Here is a 20,829-nt window from a genome sequence, read left to right as displayed (position 1 = left end):
AAAGTCTTATTCGAACTTTTTTATTTTTTTTAAATCACAATAATAATTCTGGAATAAGCATTGTCCTCCCCAATGCACCAGAAAAAAGAAAGGGCCACATATGTGGCCCTTTTTTGTATCCTAATGTAATGTAGGATTCGTTACTTACATCATACCTGGCATACCGCCCATACCACCCATACCGCCCATACCGCCCATATCAGGACCTGCTGGCGCATCTTCTTTAGGTAATTCAGCAATCATGCAATCAGTCGTTAACATCAAACCTGCAACAGACGCTGCATTTTGTAATGCCGAGCGAGTTACTTTAGTTGGATCTAAAACACCCATAGCTACCATGTCGCCATATGTATCATTGGCTGCATTGTAACCATTGTTACCTTTTTCAGATTTCACATTGTTGATGACAACTGAAGCTTCTTCACCTGCGTTTGATACAATTTGTCGAAGAGGTTCTTCGATCGCTCGAACAACAATCTGAATACCTGCATCTTGTTCAGGATTGGTACCTTTGGTTTTTGAAATTGCATCTTGAACTCTTAACAATGCAACGCCACCTCCAGGCACAATTCCTTCTTCAACTGCAGCACGAGTTGCATGAAGTGCATCTTCAACACGAGCTTTTTTCTCTTTCATTTCAACTTCGGTTGCCGCACCAACTTTAATTACTGCAACACCACCAGCAAGCTTAGCTACTCGTTCTTGAAGTTTTTCTTTATCATAATCACTGGTTGATTCAGCAATTTGCGTTTTGATAGTTTCGATCCGTGACTTAATTGTATCTGCCTTGCCCGCGCCATCAATGATAATCGTATTTTCTTTACCAACCTCGATGCGTTTTGCTTGACCGAGATCCTCAAGTTTTACATTCTCTAATGTAAGACCAACTTCATCAGATATGACTGTGCCACCTGTAAGGATAGCGATATCTTCAAGCATTGCTTTTCTTCTATCGCCAAAACCGGGCGCTTTTACTGCAACAGTTTTGATTGTTCCACGAATGTTGTTTACAACAAGTGTTGCTAAAGCTTCGCCTTCAATTTCTTCGGCAATGATCAGTAATGGTTTACCAGCCTTTGCAACTTGTTCTAATGTTGGCAGAAGATCTTTAATATTTGCGATTTTTTTGTCATGAAGTAATACATATGGATCATCTAGAAGCGCAATTTGCCTCTCATTATTATTAATGAAATAAGGAGACAAATAGCCACGATCAAATTGCATACCTTCTACAACATCTAGTTCATTGCTCAGACCTGATCCATCTTCAACAGTAATCACTCCCTCTTTGCCAACTTTATCCATTGCGTCAGCAATGATTTGACCAATTGATTCATCGGAGTTTGCGGAAATCGAACCAACTTGTGCTATTTCTTTACTTGTATTACAAGGTTTACTTAGTTTATGAAGTTCAGCTACACCTGTTTCCACAGCCTTATCGATCCCTCTCTTAAGATCCATCGGATTCATACCGGCTGCAACTGCCTTCATACCCTCACGAACAATCGCCTGAGCAAGAACAGTAGCAGTAGTAGTGCCATCACCAGCATTATCTGATGTTTTGGAAGCGACCTCTTTCACCATTTGAGCACCCATGTTCTCAAATTTGTCATTTAATTCAATTTCTTTCGCGACTGATACACCATCTTTAGTAATCGTTGGCGCCCCAAAAGATCTTTCAAGAACAACATTACGACCTTTAGGACCAAGAGTAACTTTAACTGCATTAGCAAGAGTGTTAACCCCTTTTACCATTTTTTGGCGAACATCATCACCAAATCTTACATCTTTTGCTGCCATTATTTTTCTCCGTATTTAGTTATAATTATTCAATGATTGCCATGATGTCGTCTTCTCGCATAACTAGAAGCTCTTCACCATCAACTTTAACTGTTTGCCCTGCATATTTTCCAAACAACACCTTGTCTCCGACTTTAACATCTAGAGCTTTGGTATTTCCGTCTTCAAGGATTTTGCCGTTGCCTACAGCTTCAATAACGCCTTGATCAGGCTTTTCTGCTGAAGCACTTTCAGGAATTACAATTCCTGAAGCAGTTGTACGTTCTTCTTCAACACGTTTAACTATTACACGGTCATGTAAAGGACGAATTTTCATTTGTTAGATCTCCTAATAGTGTATTCTTGTTATTATGTTAGTTATAAATTAGCACTCTATAACTAAGAGTGCTAATAATAGGGACGATTGTTCTTAATTTCAAGGGTAATTATCAAAAAAAAGGTTATTTATGTTTTCAGCGACTGATTATCGCCAGTTAAGTAATAGCAATATCAAAATATCGCCACTTACTTTAGGAACCATGACGTTTGGTGATCAAAATAGTAAAAGTGAGGCATATGAACAGTTGGATTTTGCTTTAGATATTGGCATAAATTCAATTGATATAGCTGAATTGTATCCAGTTCCTCCTAAAGCAGACACCTATACCAAAACTGAATCTATTCTTGGAGATTGGTTACAAACACAGGATCGAGACAAAATAATTATTTCAAGCAAGGTCGCTGGTCCAAGAAGAAAGTTAAATTGGATACGTGGCGGGCCAACCTCTTTAAACGAAGAAAATATTGTGAACGCTTTGGACGCATCGCTCAAAAGACTGAAAACAGAGTATATAGATATTTATTATCTTCATTGGCCTGAAAGAAATGTCCCAATGTTTGGGCAATATAAATTCGACCCTGAAGGGGACCAAGAGGATGGCAAACAAATTTCTTGGGTGAGCATTTATGATCAACTAACAACTCTATCAAAATTAGTTGATTCAGGAAAAATTAGAACAATTGCCCTTTCGAATGAACAACCGTGGGGTTTAATGGAGTTTATTAGAGTTGCAAGACAACATAAATTACCAATTATTAGCGCATTACAGAATAGCTATAGCTTATTGAATCGTACTGTAGAGTTCGGTATCAGTGAGATTTTATATCGTGAGCAGCTGAGTTTTTTAGCTTATTCACCGCTAGCTTTTGGATATTTAACAGGTAAATATATCGAAAACGACCAAGCAGCTGGAAGAGTCAATCTTTTTCCAGGTTATGCAAAAAGATTTGATAAGCCCGGGGTCAGATATGCAGTCAAACAATATGCGCAATTAGCGAAGAAATATCATCTGTCCCTAACTGAAATGTCATTAGCTTTTGTAAGGTCGCAATGGTTCATGACTTCAACAATTTTAGGAGCAACTTCGCTTAATCAACTAAAAGAGAATGTTGAAAGTTTTTCTCTAGAGCTATCGGATGAAATATTAGATGAAATCGAACAAATTCATCTATCAGTAATGAACCCGGCCCCTTAAGTCAATGAGCAAGGACAAGATCAATTTAATAAGAGAGAGTATTGAAAATGTATGGCATCCATGTTCTAGAATGGATCAATACAACGATCAAAATTTAATTGCTATTGAGTCAGGCAACAAGAGCTGGCTAAGGTCAGTGGATGGCAAGGATTATTTTGATGCCATAAGTTCATGGTGGGTAAATTTGTTTGGCCACAATAATCCCTATTTAAAAAAAAATATTATCAGCCAGCTTAATAAAATAGAGCATGTCATGCTGTCAGGCATGACCCATCAACCTGTAATTGATTTATCTAAACGACTCAATGCCCTAACTAACCTGGACCATTGTTTCTATTCGAGTGATGGATCTAGTGCAGTCGAGGTCGCCTTAAAAGTGAGCTACCATTATTGGAAAAACAAAGGGCAAAAGAAAACAAAATTTGCTCTCCTTAGAAATAGTTATCATGGCGAAACCCTGGGTGCTTTATCTGTGACAGATGTCGATATTTTTTCTAAGAATTATTATTCTTTGTTAAATAAAAATATTATTCTTCCCAATCCATCCCCAAAAAATTATGAATCTCAAAAACAACTTAAAGAGTTTGCGTTAGAAAGTTTTGAGAAAGCAGAAACAATCTTAAATAAACATCATAAAACAATTGCAGGATTGATTATTGAACCGATTCTTCAATGCGCCTCAGGCATGAATTATTACCACCCTGTTTATTTAAAAAAATTAAGAAAATTATGTTCTAAGCTTAATATTCATTTCATTGCAGATGAGATTGCTGTTGGTTTTGGGCGCACAGGAAAAATGTTTGCTTGTCAGCATGCCAATATTAAGCCAGACATCATGTGTCTATCAAAAGGCTTGTCAGGAGGCTATCTTCCTATAGCAGCCACTCTTGTTTCCAAAAAAATATATCGCGAGTTTTTAGATCCAGATGTTGAGAAAAACTTTCTACACTCACATAGTTTTACTGGCAACCCCCTTGCGTGTTCAGCGGCCATTGCAACTCTAGATTATTTTAATCAAAAATTAAATATAGATAAGATTAATGAGAAGTCTAAATTATTTAACCAGGTCATGATGAAGTTAACAAAATATAACATTAAAAATTTTTTTAATATCGGAATGATTTGGCGTTTTGATTTACCTGAAAATCAAGAGCCCTCGAATTTTGAATCTTTTGCTCGAGAAGCAGGATTGTTAATCAGGCCGATTGGCAGATGTGTTTATATTATGCCCCCTTACACAAGCACCTTGTCTGATATAAAATTTGTAGTAAGAGTGTTAGAGCAAATATTTAAAAGAATGCAGATGGATATTTCATGATACGTTTACTGCTGATCATTAGTTTGTTTATTACAACGGCATATTCTCAAGAGCTCGTTATTAAAAGCAAAATTAATCCGCAAGATTTTGCTTATTCTATAAAAAATATCTCAACAGATGAATCATGGAGCAAGGATGCTAATAAGTCATTTAATTTTGCATCAGTAAATAAGCTTATCACTGCCACCATTGCACTCGATGAATTAGGCCCAGATTTTAAATTTCGAACGTTATTCTTTTCTACTGAGCAAATAAAAGATAATAAAATTATAGAAGATTTGATTATCAGGGGGGAGGGGGATCCAACTCTATCAATTGAAAATTTAAAAGATATTTTTAATCGTTTTAAAGCTAAAGGGATTGATCAAATTAAAGGAAATATCTTTTTAGATGATTCATACTTTAAAAATCAACTTAATCCAAGATATATTGATGACCTAAGTTACCGAGCCTATAACATCCAACCCAAATCCTTATTAATTGAGGCGGGGGCGATTGAGATTCAATTTTTAAATCAGGATAATAATGTGAGCCTATATCACAAGCCTTCCATGGAAGGAATTAAGGTTGTAAATAATTTAAAAATTACAAATAAAGCCTGTGAGGACTGGAAGTCTAAAATTCGTCCTGATGTGATATTTGCTGATGAATTAATTCAGGTTACCGTCAATGGATCTTTCAGTAAGAAGTGTAAAAATAAATCTTTATACTTAAATGCATTAAATCAGGATGAATACCTTAAAGCTGCCATTATCAACATCTTAAACGAGGCGAAAATTGAATTTGAGGGTGAAATAGAGCAACAAAGTTTTAGTGATGACGAATTAAATAGTTATGTGTTGCTTGATGAACATTTTTCAGATCCTCTTAATCAGTTGATGTATCAGATGAATAAGTACAGCCTCAATTTATTTTCAAGGAATCTGGCTCTGGTTGCAATGAAATACAAGACAGAATTTGACGCTGATGAATTCAATACCGATATTTTTTTTAAAAGCTGGTTTGAAAAAAAGGGAATTAATGCCAATGAGTTTTTTATTGAGAATGGGGCAGGATTATCACGAGATAGTTATGCTAACTCCCTGTTATTTCAGGAAATCTTGGCTTTTATTATCGCATCTGACTGGAAATCAGAGATTATTAGCTCACTTCCAATTACTGGTATTGATGGCACATTAAAGTCTATGTTTAAAGAAAAATCTTTTTCGAATGCAACTCATCTTAAAACAGGTCGTCTTAAAAATGTATTTGCTTTGTCAGGATTTATGAAGTCAAGCAAGGGTGAGGAATATATAGTAACATTCGTACTAAATGGACCTCAGTATGAATCCTTCTTAAAGTTCATTGAACAAAGCCTAGAATATTTATATCAACATTAAAACTAACAGGAATTTATATGAGATATTATTTTTTGATTTTTTTAATCATGACGTCATCAGTTTTTTCAATTGAATTAATAGGAGAAAAGGAAAAAAGTATGGAGCAAGAATCTGCTAAAGTTTACGACAAGGGGTTGCAGCTCATTGACAATGTGGTCGGAGATGGAAGAGAGGCTGAGCCTGGACTTATTGTCAAAGTTCATTACACAGGGTGGTTATACGATGCAAATAAAAAAGATAATAAAGGTGAGAAATTTGATAGTTCACTTGATCGAAATGATCCACTAGAATTTACATTGGGTATAGGACAAGTCATTAAAGGTTGGGATATTGGCGTGCAAGGTATGAAAATTGGTGGTAAAAGAACAATTATTATTCCTTCTGATTTGGGATATGGGTCAAGAGGCGCAGGAGGGGTTATTCCGCCAAATAGTGATTTAATTTTTGATGTTGAATTATTAGGGCTAAATTAAGATGAATTTGACCGTAACTTGGGAACAAGACGTTTGTTTTAAAGCTGAATCTGAATCACGTCATAGTCTATTAATGGATGGTCCGCAGGATCTTGGAGGAAAAGATCAAGGCATGAGACCAATGGAAGTTTTGTTATCTGGTATGGGCGGATGTACATCATTCGATGTTGTGACTATTTTGAAGAAGTCACGACAAGATGTGACAGGATGTCAGGCATTCATTTCATCAAAGCGAGCAGAGTCAGTTCCAAAAGTATTTACAGATATTCACATTCACTTCAAAGTAACAGGAAAAGATTTAGATGAGAAGAAGGTGGCTCGTGCAATAGAATTGTCAGCGACCAAGTATTGCTCCGCATCAATAATGCTAAGTAAAAGTGTAAATATAACGCATGCGTTTGAAATTGTTGCGGCTTGAAAGATTAATTTTTAATAATTTTTACTTGTAGGGTTATATCTGAATCAATAACGTCTAGTAGCCTATCAATATTCGGATGTTTCCCTGGGTTATTTTGGGCATCTTCGGTATGCTCAGCATACAGGTCAATCCCCTCCATAGCAGCATCACTATTAATTACACCAAAAGTTTCGTATAAGTAATTGTAGACTTTAATAGAACCCATAGAGCCGGGTTTGCTTTTAATTACACCATGCAGCTGTTCTTGATGATAAAGCTGGATCTCTTTGATATGATCTGCGGAGTTGAGTGTTTCTAATATCTCTTTAAAATTTTGCATTAATTCAAATCCAAAAGGTTGTTTTAGTCATTAACTTTGAAGTCACATTCATTATTTTTTGAACAAAACTTGGAAGCTCTTTTGAGCCAAGCGACTTCGCTGTTTTTTGATGACACTGCTCATCATATTTCATTTGTTTTAAAATAGCATGCGTTTTTTTATCATTTTTTGGTATTTTTTTTATATGGCTTTCGAGATGGGCGGCAACTTGTTTTTCGGTCGCCTCTAAAAAACCTAAATTAATTTTATTATCTATTTTTCCTGCAATCGCCCCAAGACTAAAGGAGCTCATATAGAAGATTGGATTAAGATAGCTTGTCCTGCCTCCTAATTCTTTAATGCGTTGCTCACACCAATTGAGATGGTCTATTTCTTCAAAAGCAGCCTGCTTTAGAGATTTTTCAGTGACTTCATCAGAATTAAAAAACAGTTGCCCCCTATAAAGAGCTTGCGCACACACTTCACCAGTGTGATTAACCCTCATTAGTCTGGCAGTTTGTTTCAAGTCATCATCAGTAAGATCAGGTTGGGTGTTTGCAAATCTTTCTGAAGGTGAGGACCTCTCACCTTTTTGTGGCAAAGTAAAAAGTTTAAGGGCAAAATCAACTTCAGAAATTATCTTATCAATCATGGATTAATTAATCTTTTTATAAATATCTATACCCTTTAGTATATTCAAAGCTTCTTGAAACTGCTTATCATCAGCCGTACCGAACTCAACTGGCTTAAAGTTTTTTAGCGCCTCTCCTCCATCATCAGCTTTGGTTGATGTTTTTTGCTTTTCATCATTTTTCGATTCCTCTGAATTTGCACTCTCATCTTTCTTAGATTCATTGTCGTCAGGGTTGGATAAGTGTTGATTAAGATCAGCCTCACGAGACATTAAACCACTGAAACCATCTTCTACAACTATATCCGGATCAATACCTTTTGCCTGGATTGAACGCCCATTTGGAGTAAAATATCTAGCAGTGGTCAGCTTAATTGCTGTTCCGTTATTCATTGGTAAAATGCTCTGTACCGAACCCTTGCCAAAGCTTTTAGTGCCAACAATTAATGCTCTTTTATGATCTTGTAGTGCTCCCGCAACAATCTCAGATGCTGATGCAGAACCATTATTTACAAGAACGACCAAGGGAGTTTTTTTAATTTCACTTGGGAGTTTCTCAATGTAGTTATTTTTTGGGTCACGAACAAAGTTTTCTGGGATTGCAGTTAAATGCATTTTTGAATCCCTTGCGCGCCCTTCAGTATAAACAACAAGCTCACCCTCAGGTATAAAAGCGGCCGAAACTGCTACAGCAGCATTTAACAAGCCACCAGGATTATTTCTCATATCGAGCACAATACCGCTTAATGGCTTTTTATTTTCTTCAAAAAGTTTATTGATTGATTTGGCAACGTCCTCACCAGTTCTTTCCTGGAATTGTGTTACACGAATGTATCCGTAATCTTCTTGAATCAATTTAGCCTTTACACTTTGGCTTTTTATCTGAGCACGAGTAATCTTTACATCAAAAGGAGCGTTCTGCCCCTTTCTTAAAATTTGAACATTTAATGATGTACCTGGTTTTCCTCTCATGATCTTCACGGCATCATTTAATGACATCCCTTTGGTCGATTTGTCATCTAACTTGATTATCAGGTCTCCACTTTGTAAGCCAGCTTTAAATGCAGGAGTATCTTCAATAGGAGATATGACCTTCACAAAACCATCTTCCATACCCACTTCAATTCCTAAGCCACCAAATTCTCCCGCCGTTCCTTGTTGCATTTCCTTAAAGTGATCTTGGTCAAGAAAGGTGGAATGGGGATCAAGGCCTGCCAACATTCCATTTAATGCTTCAGTTAAGAGCTGCTTGTCCTCAACTTCTTCTACATAGTCAGCTTTAATCTTGCCAAATACCTCAGCAAAAATTCTCAAATCTTCAACCGGAAGCTTTTTGGCTTCACTCTTTTTGTCAGCAAAGACAGATAAATTGACACTTATTAAAACGCCAAAGACTAGGCCAAAAGTTATTAGAGTAAAGCTTTTAAATTTATTTTTCATACCAAACCTTAAATAGAAGAGTAACTTTAAACATGTACAATATTACATCAGATCTCTGACGAATAATTGACAACTTATGCAAAAAAAAAATTACATTGAAATCAAGTTTTGCCCCAAATGCAAGTGGCTGTCAAGGGCTACTTGGATATCTCAAGAATTATTAAACACTTTTGAATCGGACTTGTCATCTGTAACGTTAGTTCCTTCTGAATCTGGTGTTTTTGATATTACTTGCAATGGAAGTTTAATCTTTTCAAGAAAACAAGAAAATGGTTTTGTAGATGTTGCCATTATCAAACAAAGAATCCGCGATTTGATTGATCCAGATAGAAATTTAGGTCATGTTGATAATGTCAGATAAATCAAACTTTTTTGATCATTTTTTTAATGAAAATGGTCCATTGGCCAGCTATCTTTCCAGCTATCAAAAAAGAGACGGCCAAGTTCAGATGGCACAATTCATCGATGAATCTGTTACTTTAAAAAAAACAGTAGCTATAGAGGCTGGAACAGGAATCGGAAAAACATTAGGTTATTTATTACCGTTGGTCCGACAAAATAAAAAAATTATTATCTCGACAGCAACGAAGAATCTTCAGGAGCAATTATTAGATAAAGATTTTCCAATTCTTCAAAAAGCATTGAAGCTCAATTTCAATGTTTCAATATTAAAAGGACGATCTAATTACCTATGTCATCATCGAATCAATAATCACAGTAAAATGTTTTTTTCAAAATCTGATGCTTCAATATTTTCCGACATAGAAGATATTTTAAAAAAAACAAATACTGGCGATGTGGTGGAATTAAAAAAAAATTTATCAGGAAATATTTCGCATGCCGTCACATCAACGAGTGAGAATTGTCTCTTTGGTGATTGCAAGTTTAATAATGATTGTTTTGTAAATAAGGCAAGAAGGAGGGCGCATTCTGCCGAGGTGATTATAGTGAATCATCACTTATTTTTTTCAGATTTTTTTAATGAAAATGATGATGCTAATAACTTATTGCCAAAGTCAGATGTGGTTGTCTTTGATGAGGCTCACAATTTAATTGATTTGGCGATGCTGTACTCCAGCAAAATATTTTCTTCCCTTAAATTGAATCGTGTTCTTGATGACCTAATTAACCACTTAAAAAATTCTGTCATTGGCCTAGAAAACTTTTCAATGATTTTCAATCGTTATAATTTTTCAATGTCTCAACTCCTTGATTTAGTAAAAGATGAACCACAAAAAATTTCTCTGTATAAGCTTAACCAATTAAATGTTTTCAAAGATCATTTGGCTGAAATTATGGATAACCTTGAAGAGCTCAATAATGCTATTAAAGCACCAGGCTTTATTAATAAGGATATTGATGCTTCAGCTAAGGAGTTAAATAACTTTATTGAGCTTTTAAAAAATATCATTAATCCCTCGGAGAAAAAAAACGCACTTTGGTTGGAAAAGTTTAATAACTCCATCTCCATTCATATCACCCCAATTGATGTCAAAGGAATTTTCTCAAAAACAACAGCCTCAAGTGACTCGATGGTATTTACCTCAGCAACAATGACGACCAATGGTAATTTTGATTATTTTAAAGATTTAACAGGATTAAAAGATATAGAAACAAGAGTCTTTGAAAGCCCTTTTAACTATGAGAAAAATGCGGTGTTACATATTCCAATGGGGCTACCGAACCCCAATGAAAAAGATTTTTTTTCATCTTTAGTAGATTATGTCTATCCAGCGATAAAATTAAATAAGGGAAGAACATTATTTTTAACAACCTCATTAAATGGTGTTGAGCAAGTAGCTAATCAGTTTGAATTTATTAACCACAGAAATGCTGATCCCTTAAACATCTTAAGACAAGGAATGTTGCCAAATCAATTACTTATCGAAGAATTCAAAACCAATCAAAATTCTGTTTTGATTGGTTCATTTTCTTTCTGGGAAGGTATTGATTTAATAGGAGACAACTTAACGCTATTAATTATTGATAAGTTACCATTCAAATCACCCGATGATCCTATCGTGGATGCAAAAATAAATTTATTGAATGAAAAAGATTTTTTTATGAAATCACAAATTCCAATGACAACTCTACTAATGAAGCAAGGGATGGGTCGGTTAATAAGAAATTTTTCTGATAAGGGAGTTGCGATACTTGGCGATAACAGAATTCAAAAAAAATATTATGGAAAACAAATTTTAAAATCCCTACCCCCGTTTCAATTAGTGGAGGATTATAATCAGGTTTTAAATTTTATTGAGGAACTTCGTTGAATCTATTAGCAATAGACACATCATCTATAAACTTTTCTTTATGCCTCATTCATTCTGCTGGAAAAGAAAATGTTGAATTTAATGCTGGCATAACTCATTCCTCAGTTGCTTTGAGCGAAGTCCAAAAAATTTTAAAAAAGGCGAATGTCGCCTTTAAAGATTTAAATGTGATCGCATTTTCTGCAGGGCCTGGATCATTCACTGGGATTAGGATAGCCTGTGGCGTTGCCTATGGAATAGCTTTTTCTCACAAAATTCCTTTGATAGGAATAAGTTCGTTAAAAACAATTGCATCAATGACAGAGTCAAATTATATTTTATCGACCATTGATGCCAGGATGGGTGAAGTATATTTACAATTTTTTAAAAGAAATAATGATAAAAAAATTATTCCCCTCTCAGAACCCATGGTAACTGCACCGGATAAATTACCGATCCCTCCAGACGAAATTACTAATAGTTTTTCTGTGATTGGTACAGGTTATGAAATGTTTACAGATCATTTTAATGACACATACTTCTCATATTCTTTAGACAACCAAAACCTAAAAACAAATATGGCTAGCTATATCGCCTCTATTGCATTGGAGCAGCCACCAGGCAAATTTTCCTTTGATGGAATTCAACCCATTTATGTCCGAAATAAGGTGGCTCAAACTATTGATGAAAGAAAATAAATAATGGAATTCATGCAAGATCCAAAAGATTCAGACTTGAGTGAAGTTCATGCGATCGAACAAGAAAATGAGGTTGAGTTATGGAGTATAAAAAATTTTAAAGACTCAATATCGGTGAAGCATTTCTTTAAAATATTTTTCTTAAATGAAACTATCGTTGGTTTTATTGTGGCAAGACTCATCTCGCACGAGTGCGAAATCTTAAATATTGGTGTTACTAAAAGTGTGCGGAAAAAAAAAGTTGCCTCAAAGTTAATGGACGCTCTCATTGGTGAATGCCATAATAAAAATATCAAACATATTTTTTTAGAAGTTAGAACTTCAAATATACCTGCCATCAGTTTGTATAAAAAATTTTACTTTAATGAGATTGGAGTTCGCCCCAATTATTACTTGACCAAGAAGGGACATGAGGATGCCATTATTATGGGAAGAGATTTGCCATGATTTTTAATGAAAGAGATCAGCTAGATGAGCTTGAGTTGCTCACCATTTTTGATATGTATCAATCTTGTCATGATAAGGCCGATGATTCATCACCAAAAGTTAAAGAAAAAAAATATCATTGCGCCATCATGGAGATTGACAATATGACGCTCCTGATGATTTATGATGTTGCAAAACAAGATACAGAGAGTACATCCTTAATGAGCAGTATTAACTTGTTCTTGAAAGGGGTGGGTTCACTTAAATTGCAGGACATGAGTGTTTCTGAATTTTTGTCAGAACCGCTTAAGGATTCTGTTAAAATTTTACTATCCGATGAAGTTAAACCTATGTCTGCTGATGTTTTTCAATTAGCTTCATTAAAAAAAATGTGTACAAATGCAGAATTAAAAAAAGAACTATGGAAGACCATTAAAGGCAGTTTAAATCTATGAAAACAAGTCAATTTTTTATATCTACCTTGAAAGAGGCTCCTCAAGATGCTGAACTCAAAAGTCATCAATTAATGGTTCGAGCTGGCTATGTAAAAAGATTGAGTTCAGGACTATATACATGGATGCCGATTGGTTTGAGAGTGTTAAGAAAAATTGAAAATATTATCAGAGATGAAATGAATGCTTCTGGGGCGGTAGAGTTATTGATGCCAGCGATTCAGCCAGCAGAACTATGGCAAGAAACAGGTCGGTGGCAGCAATTTGGTCCGCAAATGCTTAAGATAAATGATCGACATGAGAATGAGTTTTGTTTTGGACCGACGCATGAAGAAGTTATCACCGACATTGCCCGAAAAGAACTAAATAGTTATAAGCAACTTCCCATCAACTTTTATCAGATCCAAACAAAATTCCGTGATGAAATTCGTCCTCGTTTTGGCGTAATGCGAGCCAGAGAATTTTTAATGAAAGATGCATACTCCTTTCACGCGGATGCAAATTGTTTGCACAAGATGTATGAGATGATGTTTGAAACTTACAATCGAATTTTTTCAAAAATTGGTCTTCAATTTAGATCAGTAGCTGCAGATTCTGGAGCAATTGGTGGGGATGCATCACATGAATTTCATGTTTTAGCTGATTCTGGAGAGGATGTGATTGCTTATTCTGATCAATCGGATTATGCCGCCAATATTGAAAAGGCATCAACCATATTTAAAAAGGGACCCACAGAAAATAAGCCACAAACAGAGAAAGTATATACCCCTGAAATATCCACTATAGATGCACTCCAAAAGTTTTTTAAAATAGATACACAAAATATTTTAAAAGGGGTTGTATTCAATTTAGAGGATGAGCTGATAATTTGTTTTGTACCGGGTAATCGGGAAATTAATCTGGTTAAATTAGAAAAAGTAATCGGTAGCAATCGCTTCAGGGTAGCAAAAGATGAGGAACTTAAAAAGCATGGGTTAATTCCAGGATTTATAGGGCCCGAGGGGAATGAACATATCAGAAAGTTGTTTGATCACTCCATTATTGAAATGGAAAATATGATCTGCGGAGCAAACGAAGAACATTATCACTTCAAAAATTTTCAACTTACCAATGTTGAAACATTTGTGGATATCACAAATGTGATTGAAGGAGATGTCAGCCCTGACGAATCTGGCAAGCTCAAATTTTGCAGAGGAATTGAGGTAGGCCATATCTTTCAACTTGGAAAGAAATACTCTGAAGCTATGCAAGCCTCAATTCTTAATGAGGAAGGTAAATCTCAAACCATGATGATGGGATGTTATGGGATTGGGGTGTCAAGAATTGTTGCCGCAGCCATCGAGCAAAATAATGATGAAAATGGCATGATCTTGCCAAAGAGCATTGCTCCATTTGAATTGATTATTGTACCAATTGGATATCATAAAAATGACAATGTTAGAACTCATGCCAATAAAATTTATGATGACTTATTGGAGAATGGTGTTGATGTCATGCTGGATGATCGTGATGCGCGTCCAGGGATTATGTTTGCAGAATCTGATCTGATAGGCATTCCAAACAGAATAGTGATTGGTGAAAAAAGCCTTAACGAAAACAAAGTAGAATTTAAATCAAGATCTGAACCTGATTCGGAAATGATCAATATTCCAGATCTTATACATTTTATAAAATCAAAAATATAAAAATTAATTCAACACTTTGTATGCATGATACGTTCCAAATTCACCTTCAGAGTCGATATATAAAAAGAATAAACCGTTGTTGGTATATCCTAATCCATTGAAATGATTTTTCGCCCTAATTTTCAAATCTTTTGCAAGTTCAGAGGTTCCTACTAGTTTCCCATCTAAGTTGAATATCAAAAACTTTTTGTGGTCCACATCAAGCAAAATAAGTTCATAACCAGGAACATTTGTGAATGCTGCATAGTGGTCAGTTACATCATGGTGCTCAACTTTGGCTGCAGAAAAATCAAGAGCAATTTCTTTTTTAATTTCATTTGAAGATGCATCTATGACTCTAACAATGTTACTCTTTTCTTGTTTGGCAAAGTACTGATTATTTTTGGCATCATATGTTGGCATGGTGCCAGCGCTTCCAAAATTTTCTGAAAATCTTGAAACAGTATCAGACCGGTTTGTCAACAACCCCTGATCATCCAATTCTAGTTTAAAGATTCCTGTATTAGGAAAAAATCCCGCTGCGCTCGATATATTATAAGTAATCGTTTCTAGTGTTTTGGAATTTTCATTATAGTAAATTGAACGATTATCAAAACCAGGGGAAAAAGATTTAATGTAAGCTCCCTGTTCATCATAAACATGAACTTGTGATTTTGAAAAAGGCTCATTTCCTATTGGGGATAAGCCACCATCAGCAATATAGTACTTTTTCTCACCAGGAATATAAGCAACCGTCATCGGGCGTGTAGACGGTTCCTTACTTAAAGGAATTTTCATTTCTAATTGGGCTTGAGGCAATATTTCAGCTTGTATGTTTAGTGATACAAAAAGTGTGAATAAAATGGTGTAGATGATTCTCATATTAATTTCTCTTGATTGATTTATGTTTTTATTTTGTCTTCTTAGGTTAATTTTTGTTCAATAAACATTGCATCACCGTAACTAAAAAAGCGGTATTCTTCTTGAACAGCATGCGCATAGGCTGACATTGTAAACGAATGACCAGCGAATGCCGAGACTAGCATAATTAAAGTGCTCTTTGGTAAGTGAAAATTAGTGAATAAGCTATCAACAATTTTAAATTGATAACCTGGGTAAATAAAAATATTAGTTTTTTGAAAGTTTGTATCTTTTCTAGGTTGATTGAAAGCTGATTCTAGCGCCCTCAAAACAGTTGTGCCAATCGCAATGATCCGACCGCTATTTTTTTTTGTTTCCTCGATCCGGTCATATACGTCTTGACCGATCATGAATTCTTCCGAATGCATTTTATGGTCAGTTATATTTGAATTACGAACAGGCTGAAATGTTCCAGAACCGACATGAAGCGTAATGAAGCTAAAGTTAAAATTTTGTTTTGATAATTCTAAAAAAAATTGGTCATCAAAATGAAGTCCAGCTGTTGGGGCAGCTATAGCGCCATCATGTTTTGCAAAAATAGTTTGATAGCGATCATCATCAAAATCCTCGTTATCTCTATTAATGTATGGAGGCAGAGGGAGCTTTCCATGATTATCGATGATGTCAAAAATATTATCATCGGTCTCAATGATAAACATATTTTCTTCTCGATCTTTTACTGTCAGTTTAAATTCGTCCACCATAATTTCTAATCCAGTATTGATTTTTTTGGATGTTCCAATATGGCCAACAAATGAATTTTGATTGATTATTTTTTCGATAAGGACTTCGACCTTGCCCCCGCTTTTTTTATGACCATTGATCCGAGCTTTAATTACTTTTGTATCGTTAAATATTAGAAGATCATTACGATTAATAAGTGATAAAAAATTTGTAAAATTATTGTCTTTGATTTCTTTAGTGTTTGGATTGAGTTGCAATAATCTACTAGCAGACCGTTTATCTGTCGGGTGTTGTGCGATCAATTTTTCCGGTAGTGAGTAATTAAATTCTTCTATATTCATTTAATGAAAGCTTGTTATAATTTCCATTCTGCCGGGATGGCGGAACTGGTAGACGCACGGGATTCAAAATCCCGCGCTGGCGACAGCGTGCGAGTTCGATTCTCGCTCCCGGCACCATTTCATAAATTATACATTACATGATTGAAAATAAATTTGATAAACAGAAAGACACTCAGTCAATAATTATTAGACCTAATCCAGCCATGCCATGGCATATAATCAAGAAGGTTTATTTCTATTTTGGTTGTTTCATTCTCCTAATAGCAATTGCTTTAAGCTACGTTAATTTATATCTGGCTATTCCCTTTTATGGAATTGAATTTTTAATTCTCGGTTATGCACTTTATATTACAGCTCTTAAAAGTACCTTCTATGAAGAAATCTTAATTAGCCCGTACAATATAAAAGTTAGATTCGTGATGCGAAAAAAAATTAAAGAGTATGAATTAGTGAGAAATTGGACTAACTTTCAATACGAGCCACCAACCAGACTTAAACACTCAATTTTTTATTTTATCAAGGATGGGAAAAAAGTCTTTTTAGGTCAAAGAGTTACAGACGAAGAGCGAGAAAAGTTAAAAAATTTAGTTAAAACCATTTAAACGAAATGGTTGACAACATTGTTACAAATTAGTTACATTTACACAGTTAAAAAAATCTTTATTTTAATTATTTAAGCATTGCGAAGAGAGAAAGCATGACAAGTATTTTCAAAAAAATTATTCAAGCATTATTTTTAGTCACTTTACCTGTATCAGTGTTTGCTGACTGGAATCTTAATATGCGCGAAGGTGTAACACCAATCAGTCAAAAAGTATATGACATGCACATGGTGTCCTTATGGGTTGTGACGATTATCGGTATCGTAGTGTTCGGTATCATGTTCTGGTCAATTTTCCACCATAGAAAATCCAGAGGCGTCAAACCTGCAAAATTCTCACACAGCACAACAATTGAAATTATTTGGACAGCAATACCTCTCATGATTATCATTGGACTTGCTATTCCTGCAACTAAACTTTTGATTGAAATGGATGATACATCCGATACAGCTTTGACAGTTAAGGCGGTAGGTTATCAGTGGAAATGGAAATATGAGTACCTTGAAGATGATTTAACAATTTATAGTAATCTTGATGAAAAAAGTGTTGAATTAAGTCAACGTGTTGATTCAGTAAACCCAATGGAGCATCCTGAGTACTTACTGGATGTAGATGAGCCACTCGTTTTGCCAACCAACACAAGAATTAGAATTTTAACTACAGCCAATGATGTGATTCATGCCTGGTGGGTTCCAGATCTTGGATGGAAACGTGATGCAATTCCTGGCTTCATTAACGATAACTGGACTTTAATTAACGAGCCTGGTACCTATCGCGGTCAATGTACTGAGATCTGTGGTAAGGGTCATGGATATATGCCTATTGTAGTTAAAGCCGTCTCTATGGATGAATACAAAACATGGGTAGCTGAGAAAAAACAAGAACAAGTTGCAGCTGCTGAAGCATCTAGTAAAGAGATGTCCATGGATGAACTAATGACTAAAGGCGAGGCAGTCTACAAAGCTAACTGTTTAGCCTGCCACCAAGCAAATGGCGCAGGTGTTCAGGGCGTGTTTCCTGCAGTGGCAGGAAGTCAATTAGCCACAAAGCCTGAAAATTTACAAGCGCACATTACACAAATTATCTACGGTAAAAATCTAATGCCGGCATTTGGTGAGCAATTGAATGACGGTGACATCGCAGCAGTTGTAACTTACACCCGCAATGCTTTTGGTAATGATACAGGAGATGTCGTTCAAGCAGCTAATGTTGCTGCAGAACGCAAATAATTTTTAATTAAATAAATATTTTATGAGGAAAATATTATGAGTACAGTAGCACACGAACATGATCATCATCATGCTCCAACCGGCCTAAAGCGTTGGATTTTTTCAACCAACCATAAGGACATTGGAACACTCTATTTAATATTCTCATTGATGATGTTCTTCATCGGTGGTGCAATGGCAATGATTATTCGGGCTGAATTATTTCAACCGGGATTACAGTTCGTTGATCCACAATTTTATAACTCAATGGTTACCGTTCATGCCCTCATCATGATCTTTGGTGCCGTGATGCCTGCTGGCGTTGGGTTAGCAAACTGGATGATACCATTAATGATTGGCGCCCCTGATATGGCGCTTCCTCGTATGAACAATATGAGTTTCTGGATTCTTCCTTTTGGTTTTGCACTATTGATTAGTACATTATTTATGAATGGTGGCGGCCCAGCTGGTGGTTGGACTATGTATCCACCACTTGTGTTGCAGTTAGGTGATGCTTTCCCATTCTTAATATTTACAGTACATATTTTGGGTGTCTCATCGATCATGGGTGCGATCAACATTATTGCAACCGTATTTAATATGCGTGCCCCAGGTATGACTTTGATGAAAATGCCATTATTCGTATGGACATGGGTAATTACAGCATTCTTATTAATTGCTTCACTTCCAGTGCTAGCTGGTGCAGTGACAATGTTATTAACCGATAAGTACTTCGGCACGAGTTTCTTTAACGCTGCTGGTGGTGGTGACCCGGTGTTATTCCAACACATTTTCTGGTTCTTCGGACACCCTGAAGTTTATATTCTAGCTCTTCCGGCATTTGGTATTGTTTCAACAATCATTCCTACATTCGCTAGAAAGCCATTATTTGGTTATGCATCGATGGTTTACGCGACAGCATCGATAGCAATCTTGTCATTCTTTGTGTGGGCTCATCATATGTTTACTGTGGGTATGCCAATCAAAGGTGAATTGTTCTTTATGTATGCAACGATGTTGATCGCAGTGCCAACCGGCGTGAAAGTTTTCAACTGGATGGCAACAATGTGGAAAGGGGCAATGACATTTGAAGCGCCAATGTTGTTCTCAATCGCATTTGTTATATTATTTACGATCGGTGGTTTCTCAGGATTGATGCTTGGTATTACACCAGTTGATTTCCAGTATCATGATACTTACTTTGTTGTGGCTCACTTTCATTATGTTCTTCTAACGGGTGCAGTATTCTCACTCATGGCAGCGGCTTACTACTGGTTACCAAAATGGACAGGTTACATGTACGATGAGAAGCTTGCGAAGATACACTTCTGGTTATCTACGATTGCTGCGAACGTGCTATTTTTCCCACAACACTTCCTTGGTCTAGCGGGTATGCCTAGAAGGATCCCTGACTACAATATTGTTTTTGCAGATTTCAACATGATCTCAAGTATCGGTGGATTTGCTTATGGTATCAGTCAGTTACTTTTTGTTTATATTGTTATCAAATGTGCATTGGGTGGTAAGAAAGCTAAGGCACAAGCATGGGAAGGCGCTAAAGGTCTTGAGTGGACAGTTCCTTCACCAGCACCATTCCACACATTTGAAACACCTCCAAAGCTAACTAAATCAATGCTTGAAAACTAATTGATGGCATTAGCTGAGAAGGATAAAAAGAATTTAGCAAAAAAGAATAAGCGACTAGCTATAGTATTAGCACTAGTCGCACTTTCTTTTTACTTATTTTTTGTTTTGAGTCACTTATAAAATAAGATGGCTTCTAAACAGAGAGGTATAAAAAAAACAACGACCGTCTTATTTGTGGTTACAATATTGATGTTCGGTTTTGGTTATGCGATGGTTCCTTTGTATGATGCCTTTTGTCAGATTACTGGCCTAAATGGAAAAACACAAAGAGTAACCGAAGGTGCAGGGGAGGCGTCACCTTTAATTGATCGTGAAGTCAGAATACTTTTCGATTCAAATGTAAATGGTGATTTACCGTGGAGATTAAAACCTTCACTTAAATCGTTGAAAGTTCAACCAGGAAAGTTCTACGATGCCACGTATACTGTGACTAATATGGCTGATGTACCTGTGGTAGGTCAAGCTATACCAAGTGTATCCCCCCAAATAGCATCATTGTATTTTAAGAAGTCAGAATGTTTTTGTTTTGTGAATCAGGTGCTAGAGCCTGGAGAAACCAAAGACATGCTGGTGAGATTTGAGGTAGATCAAGATTTGCCTAAAGATGTTGGAGCGCTAACACTCTCTTACACTTTTTTTAGGGCAAAAGGCGATAATTCATAA

At 35.8% G+C, this 20,829-nt stretch carries 22 protein-coding genes and 1 tRNA gene; 16 read left to right on the top strand and 7 right to left on the bottom strand.

The window, feature by feature from the left end:
- Window positions 1-144 precede the first annotated feature (144 nt).
- Window positions 145-1,800, bottom strand: coding sequence for a chaperonin GroEL (gene groL / locus QFA95_RS05650; RefSeq protein ID WP_486462562.1), 1,656 nt, complete (start codon window positions 1,798-1,800; stop codon window positions 145-147).
- 25 nt (window positions 1,801-1,825) lie between these two features.
- The gene (locus tag QFA95_RS05645; RefSeq protein ID WP_486462561.1) at window positions 1,826-2,116 is read right to left on the bottom strand and encodes a co-chaperone GroES; all 291 of its coding nucleotides are present in this window, start codon (window positions 2,114-2,116) and stop codon (window positions 1,826-1,828) included.
- A gap of 130 nt (window positions 2,117-2,246) precedes the next feature.
- On the opposite strand from QFA95_RS05645, the gene QFA95_RS05640 reads away from it, so the two are divergent.
- Genes QFA95_RS05640 through QFA95_RS05620 form a run of 5 tightly spaced genes read left to right on the top strand, consistent with a single transcriptional unit; the run spans window position 2,247 to window position 6,902 of the window.
- Window positions 2,247-3,314, top strand: a complete 1,068-nt coding sequence (locus QFA95_RS05640) for an aldo/keto reductase (RefSeq protein ID WP_486462560.1) — start codon at window positions 2,247-2,249, stop codon at window positions 3,312-3,314.
- Between the two features lie 4 nt (window positions 3,315-3,318).
- Complete coding sequence (gene bioA, locus QFA95_RS05635) at window positions 3,319-4,632, top strand: adenosylmethionine--8-amino-7-oxononanoate transaminase (protein ID WP_486462559.1); 1,314 nt, start codon at window positions 3,319-3,321, stop codon at window positions 4,630-4,632.
- A complete protein-coding gene (dacB, locus tag QFA95_RS05630) occupies window positions 4,629-6,011 on the top strand; it encodes a D-alanyl-D-alanine carboxypeptidase/D-alanyl-D-alanine endopeptidase (protein WP_486462558.1) in 1,383 nt (460 codons plus the stop codon). Before bioA ends, dacB begins: the two co-directional genes overlap by 4 nt.
- A gap of 17 nt (window positions 6,012-6,028) precedes the next feature.
- Window positions 6,029-6,484 (top strand): FKBP-type peptidyl-prolyl cis-trans isomerase, encoded by a 456-nt coding sequence (locus QFA95_RS05625; protein WP_486462557.1) that lies wholly within the window; start codon window positions 6,029-6,031, stop codon window positions 6,482-6,484.
- Between the two features lies 1 nt (window position 6,485).
- Window positions 6,486-6,902 carry an OsmC family protein gene (locus tag QFA95_RS05620; RefSeq protein ID WP_486462556.1) on the top strand — a complete coding sequence of 139 codons (417 nt, stop codon included), beginning with the start codon at window positions 6,486-6,488 and terminating at the stop codon, window positions 6,900-6,902.
- A gap of 4 nt (window positions 6,903-6,906) precedes the next feature.
- Here the strand turns inward: QFA95_RS05620 and QFA95_RS05615 are convergent, their stop codons facing one another.
- From QFA95_RS05615 to QFA95_RS05605, 3 genes are read right to left on the bottom strand one after another with little or no spacing between them, the layout of a single operon-like run.
- On the bottom strand, window positions 6,907-7,221 hold the full coding sequence (locus tag QFA95_RS05615; protein ID WP_486462555.1) for a DUF2322 family protein: 315 nt from the start codon (window positions 7,219-7,221) through the stop codon (window positions 6,907-6,909).
- Window positions 7,222-7,225: 4 nt separating this feature from the next.
- Window positions 7,226-7,852 (bottom strand): 2-polyprenyl-3-methyl-6-methoxy-1,4-benzoquinone monooxygenase, encoded by a 627-nt coding sequence (gene coq7 / locus QFA95_RS05610; RefSeq protein WP_486462554.1) that lies wholly within the window; start codon window positions 7,850-7,852, stop codon window positions 7,226-7,228.
- Window positions 7,853-7,855: 3 nt separating this feature from the next.
- Window positions 7,856-9,271: a S41 family peptidase gene (locus tag QFA95_RS05605; RefSeq protein ID WP_486462553.1), complete on the bottom strand. Its 1,416-nt coding sequence runs from the start codon at window positions 9,269-9,271 to the stop codon at window positions 7,856-7,858.
- Window positions 9,272-9,347: 76 nt separating this feature from the next.
- Between QFA95_RS05605 and QFA95_RS05600 the strand changes: the two genes are divergently transcribed.
- Genes QFA95_RS05600 through QFA95_RS05575 form a run of 6 tightly spaced genes read left to right on the top strand, consistent with a single transcriptional unit; the run spans window position 9,348 to window position 14,784 of the window.
- Complete coding sequence (locus QFA95_RS05600; protein WP_486462552.1) at window positions 9,348-9,632, top strand: Rdx family protein; 285 nt, start codon at window positions 9,348-9,350, stop codon at window positions 9,630-9,632.
- Window positions 9,622-11,544 carry an ATP-dependent DNA helicase gene (locus QFA95_RS05595; protein WP_486462551.1) on the top strand — a complete coding sequence of 641 codons (1,923 nt, stop codon included), beginning with the start codon at window positions 9,622-9,624 and terminating at the stop codon, window positions 11,542-11,544. The genes QFA95_RS05600 and QFA95_RS05595 overlap by 11 nt, the downstream gene beginning before the upstream one ends.
- A complete protein-coding gene (gene tsaB, locus QFA95_RS05590) occupies window positions 11,541-12,221 on the top strand; it encodes a tRNA (adenosine(37)-N6)-threonylcarbamoyltransferase complex dimerization subunit type 1 TsaB (protein ID WP_486462550.1) in 681 nt (226 codons plus the stop codon). The genes QFA95_RS05595 and tsaB overlap by 4 nt, the downstream gene beginning before the upstream one ends.
- Window positions 12,222-12,224: 3 nt before the next feature.
- Complete coding sequence (rimI, locus tag QFA95_RS05585) at window positions 12,225-12,668, top strand: ribosomal protein S18-alanine N-acetyltransferase (protein WP_486462549.1); 444 nt, start codon at window positions 12,225-12,227, stop codon at window positions 12,666-12,668.
- Window positions 12,665-13,102: a hypothetical protein gene (locus tag QFA95_RS05580; RefSeq protein ID WP_486462548.1), complete on the top strand. Its 438-nt coding sequence runs from the start codon at window positions 12,665-12,667 to the stop codon at window positions 13,100-13,102. The genes rimI and QFA95_RS05580 overlap by 4 nt, the downstream gene beginning before the upstream one ends.
- Window positions 13,099-14,784 (top strand): proline--tRNA ligase, encoded by a 1,686-nt coding sequence (locus QFA95_RS05575; RefSeq protein WP_486462547.1) that lies wholly within the window; start codon window positions 13,099-13,101, stop codon window positions 14,782-14,784. The genes QFA95_RS05580 and QFA95_RS05575 overlap by 4 nt, the downstream gene beginning before the upstream one ends.
- Before the next feature lie 3 nt (window positions 14,785-14,787).
- On the opposite strand, the gene QFA95_RS05570 is transcribed toward QFA95_RS05575, so the two are convergent.
- Window positions 14,788-15,645: a hypothetical protein gene (locus QFA95_RS05570; RefSeq protein WP_486462546.1), complete on the bottom strand. Its 858-nt coding sequence runs from the start codon at window positions 15,643-15,645 to the stop codon at window positions 14,788-14,790.
- A gap of 41 nt (window positions 15,646-15,686) precedes the next feature.
- Complete coding sequence (gene queA / locus QFA95_RS05565) at window positions 15,687-16,709, bottom strand: tRNA preQ1(34) S-adenosylmethionine ribosyltransferase-isomerase QueA (protein ID WP_486462545.1); 1,023 nt, start codon at window positions 16,707-16,709, stop codon at window positions 15,687-15,689.
- Window positions 16,710-16,739: 30 nt separating this feature from the next.
- Between queA and QFA95_RS05560 the strand changes: the two genes are divergently transcribed.
- The 5 genes from QFA95_RS05560 (at window position 16,740) to QFA95_RS05540 (ending at window position 20,829) form a co-directional block, all read left to right on the top strand.
- Window positions 16,740-16,826 (top strand) — tRNA-Leu (locus QFA95_RS05560).
- Between the two features lie 20 nt (window positions 16,827-16,846).
- A complete protein-coding gene (locus QFA95_RS05555) occupies window positions 16,847-17,311 on the top strand; it encodes a DUF2244 domain-containing protein (protein ID WP_486462544.1) in 465 nt (154 codons plus the stop codon).
- Window positions 17,312-17,406: 95 nt separating this feature from the next.
- Window positions 17,407-18,540 (top strand): cytochrome c oxidase subunit II, encoded by a 1,134-nt coding sequence (gene coxB, locus QFA95_RS05550; protein WP_486462543.1) that lies wholly within the window; start codon window positions 17,407-17,409, stop codon window positions 18,538-18,540.
- Between the two features lie 36 nt (window positions 18,541-18,576).
- On the top strand, window positions 18,577-20,166 hold the full coding sequence (gene ctaD / locus QFA95_RS05545; protein ID WP_486462542.1) for a cytochrome c oxidase subunit I: 1,590 nt from the start codon (window positions 18,577-18,579) through the stop codon (window positions 20,164-20,166).
- A gap of 126 nt (window positions 20,167-20,292) precedes the next feature.
- On the top strand, window positions 20,293-20,829 hold the full coding sequence (locus QFA95_RS05540; RefSeq protein WP_486462541.1) for a cytochrome c oxidase assembly protein: 537 nt from the start codon (window positions 20,293-20,295) through the stop codon (window positions 20,827-20,829).

Source organism: Candidatus Methylolitoribacter marinus (assembly GCF_051853155.1).
GTDB lineage: Bacteria > Pseudomonadota > Gammaproteobacteria > Burkholderiales > Methylophilaceae > BACL14.
The sequence above is the reverse complement of the archived record's forward strand: the minus strand, read 5'-3'. Positions and strand labels throughout refer to the sequence as shown.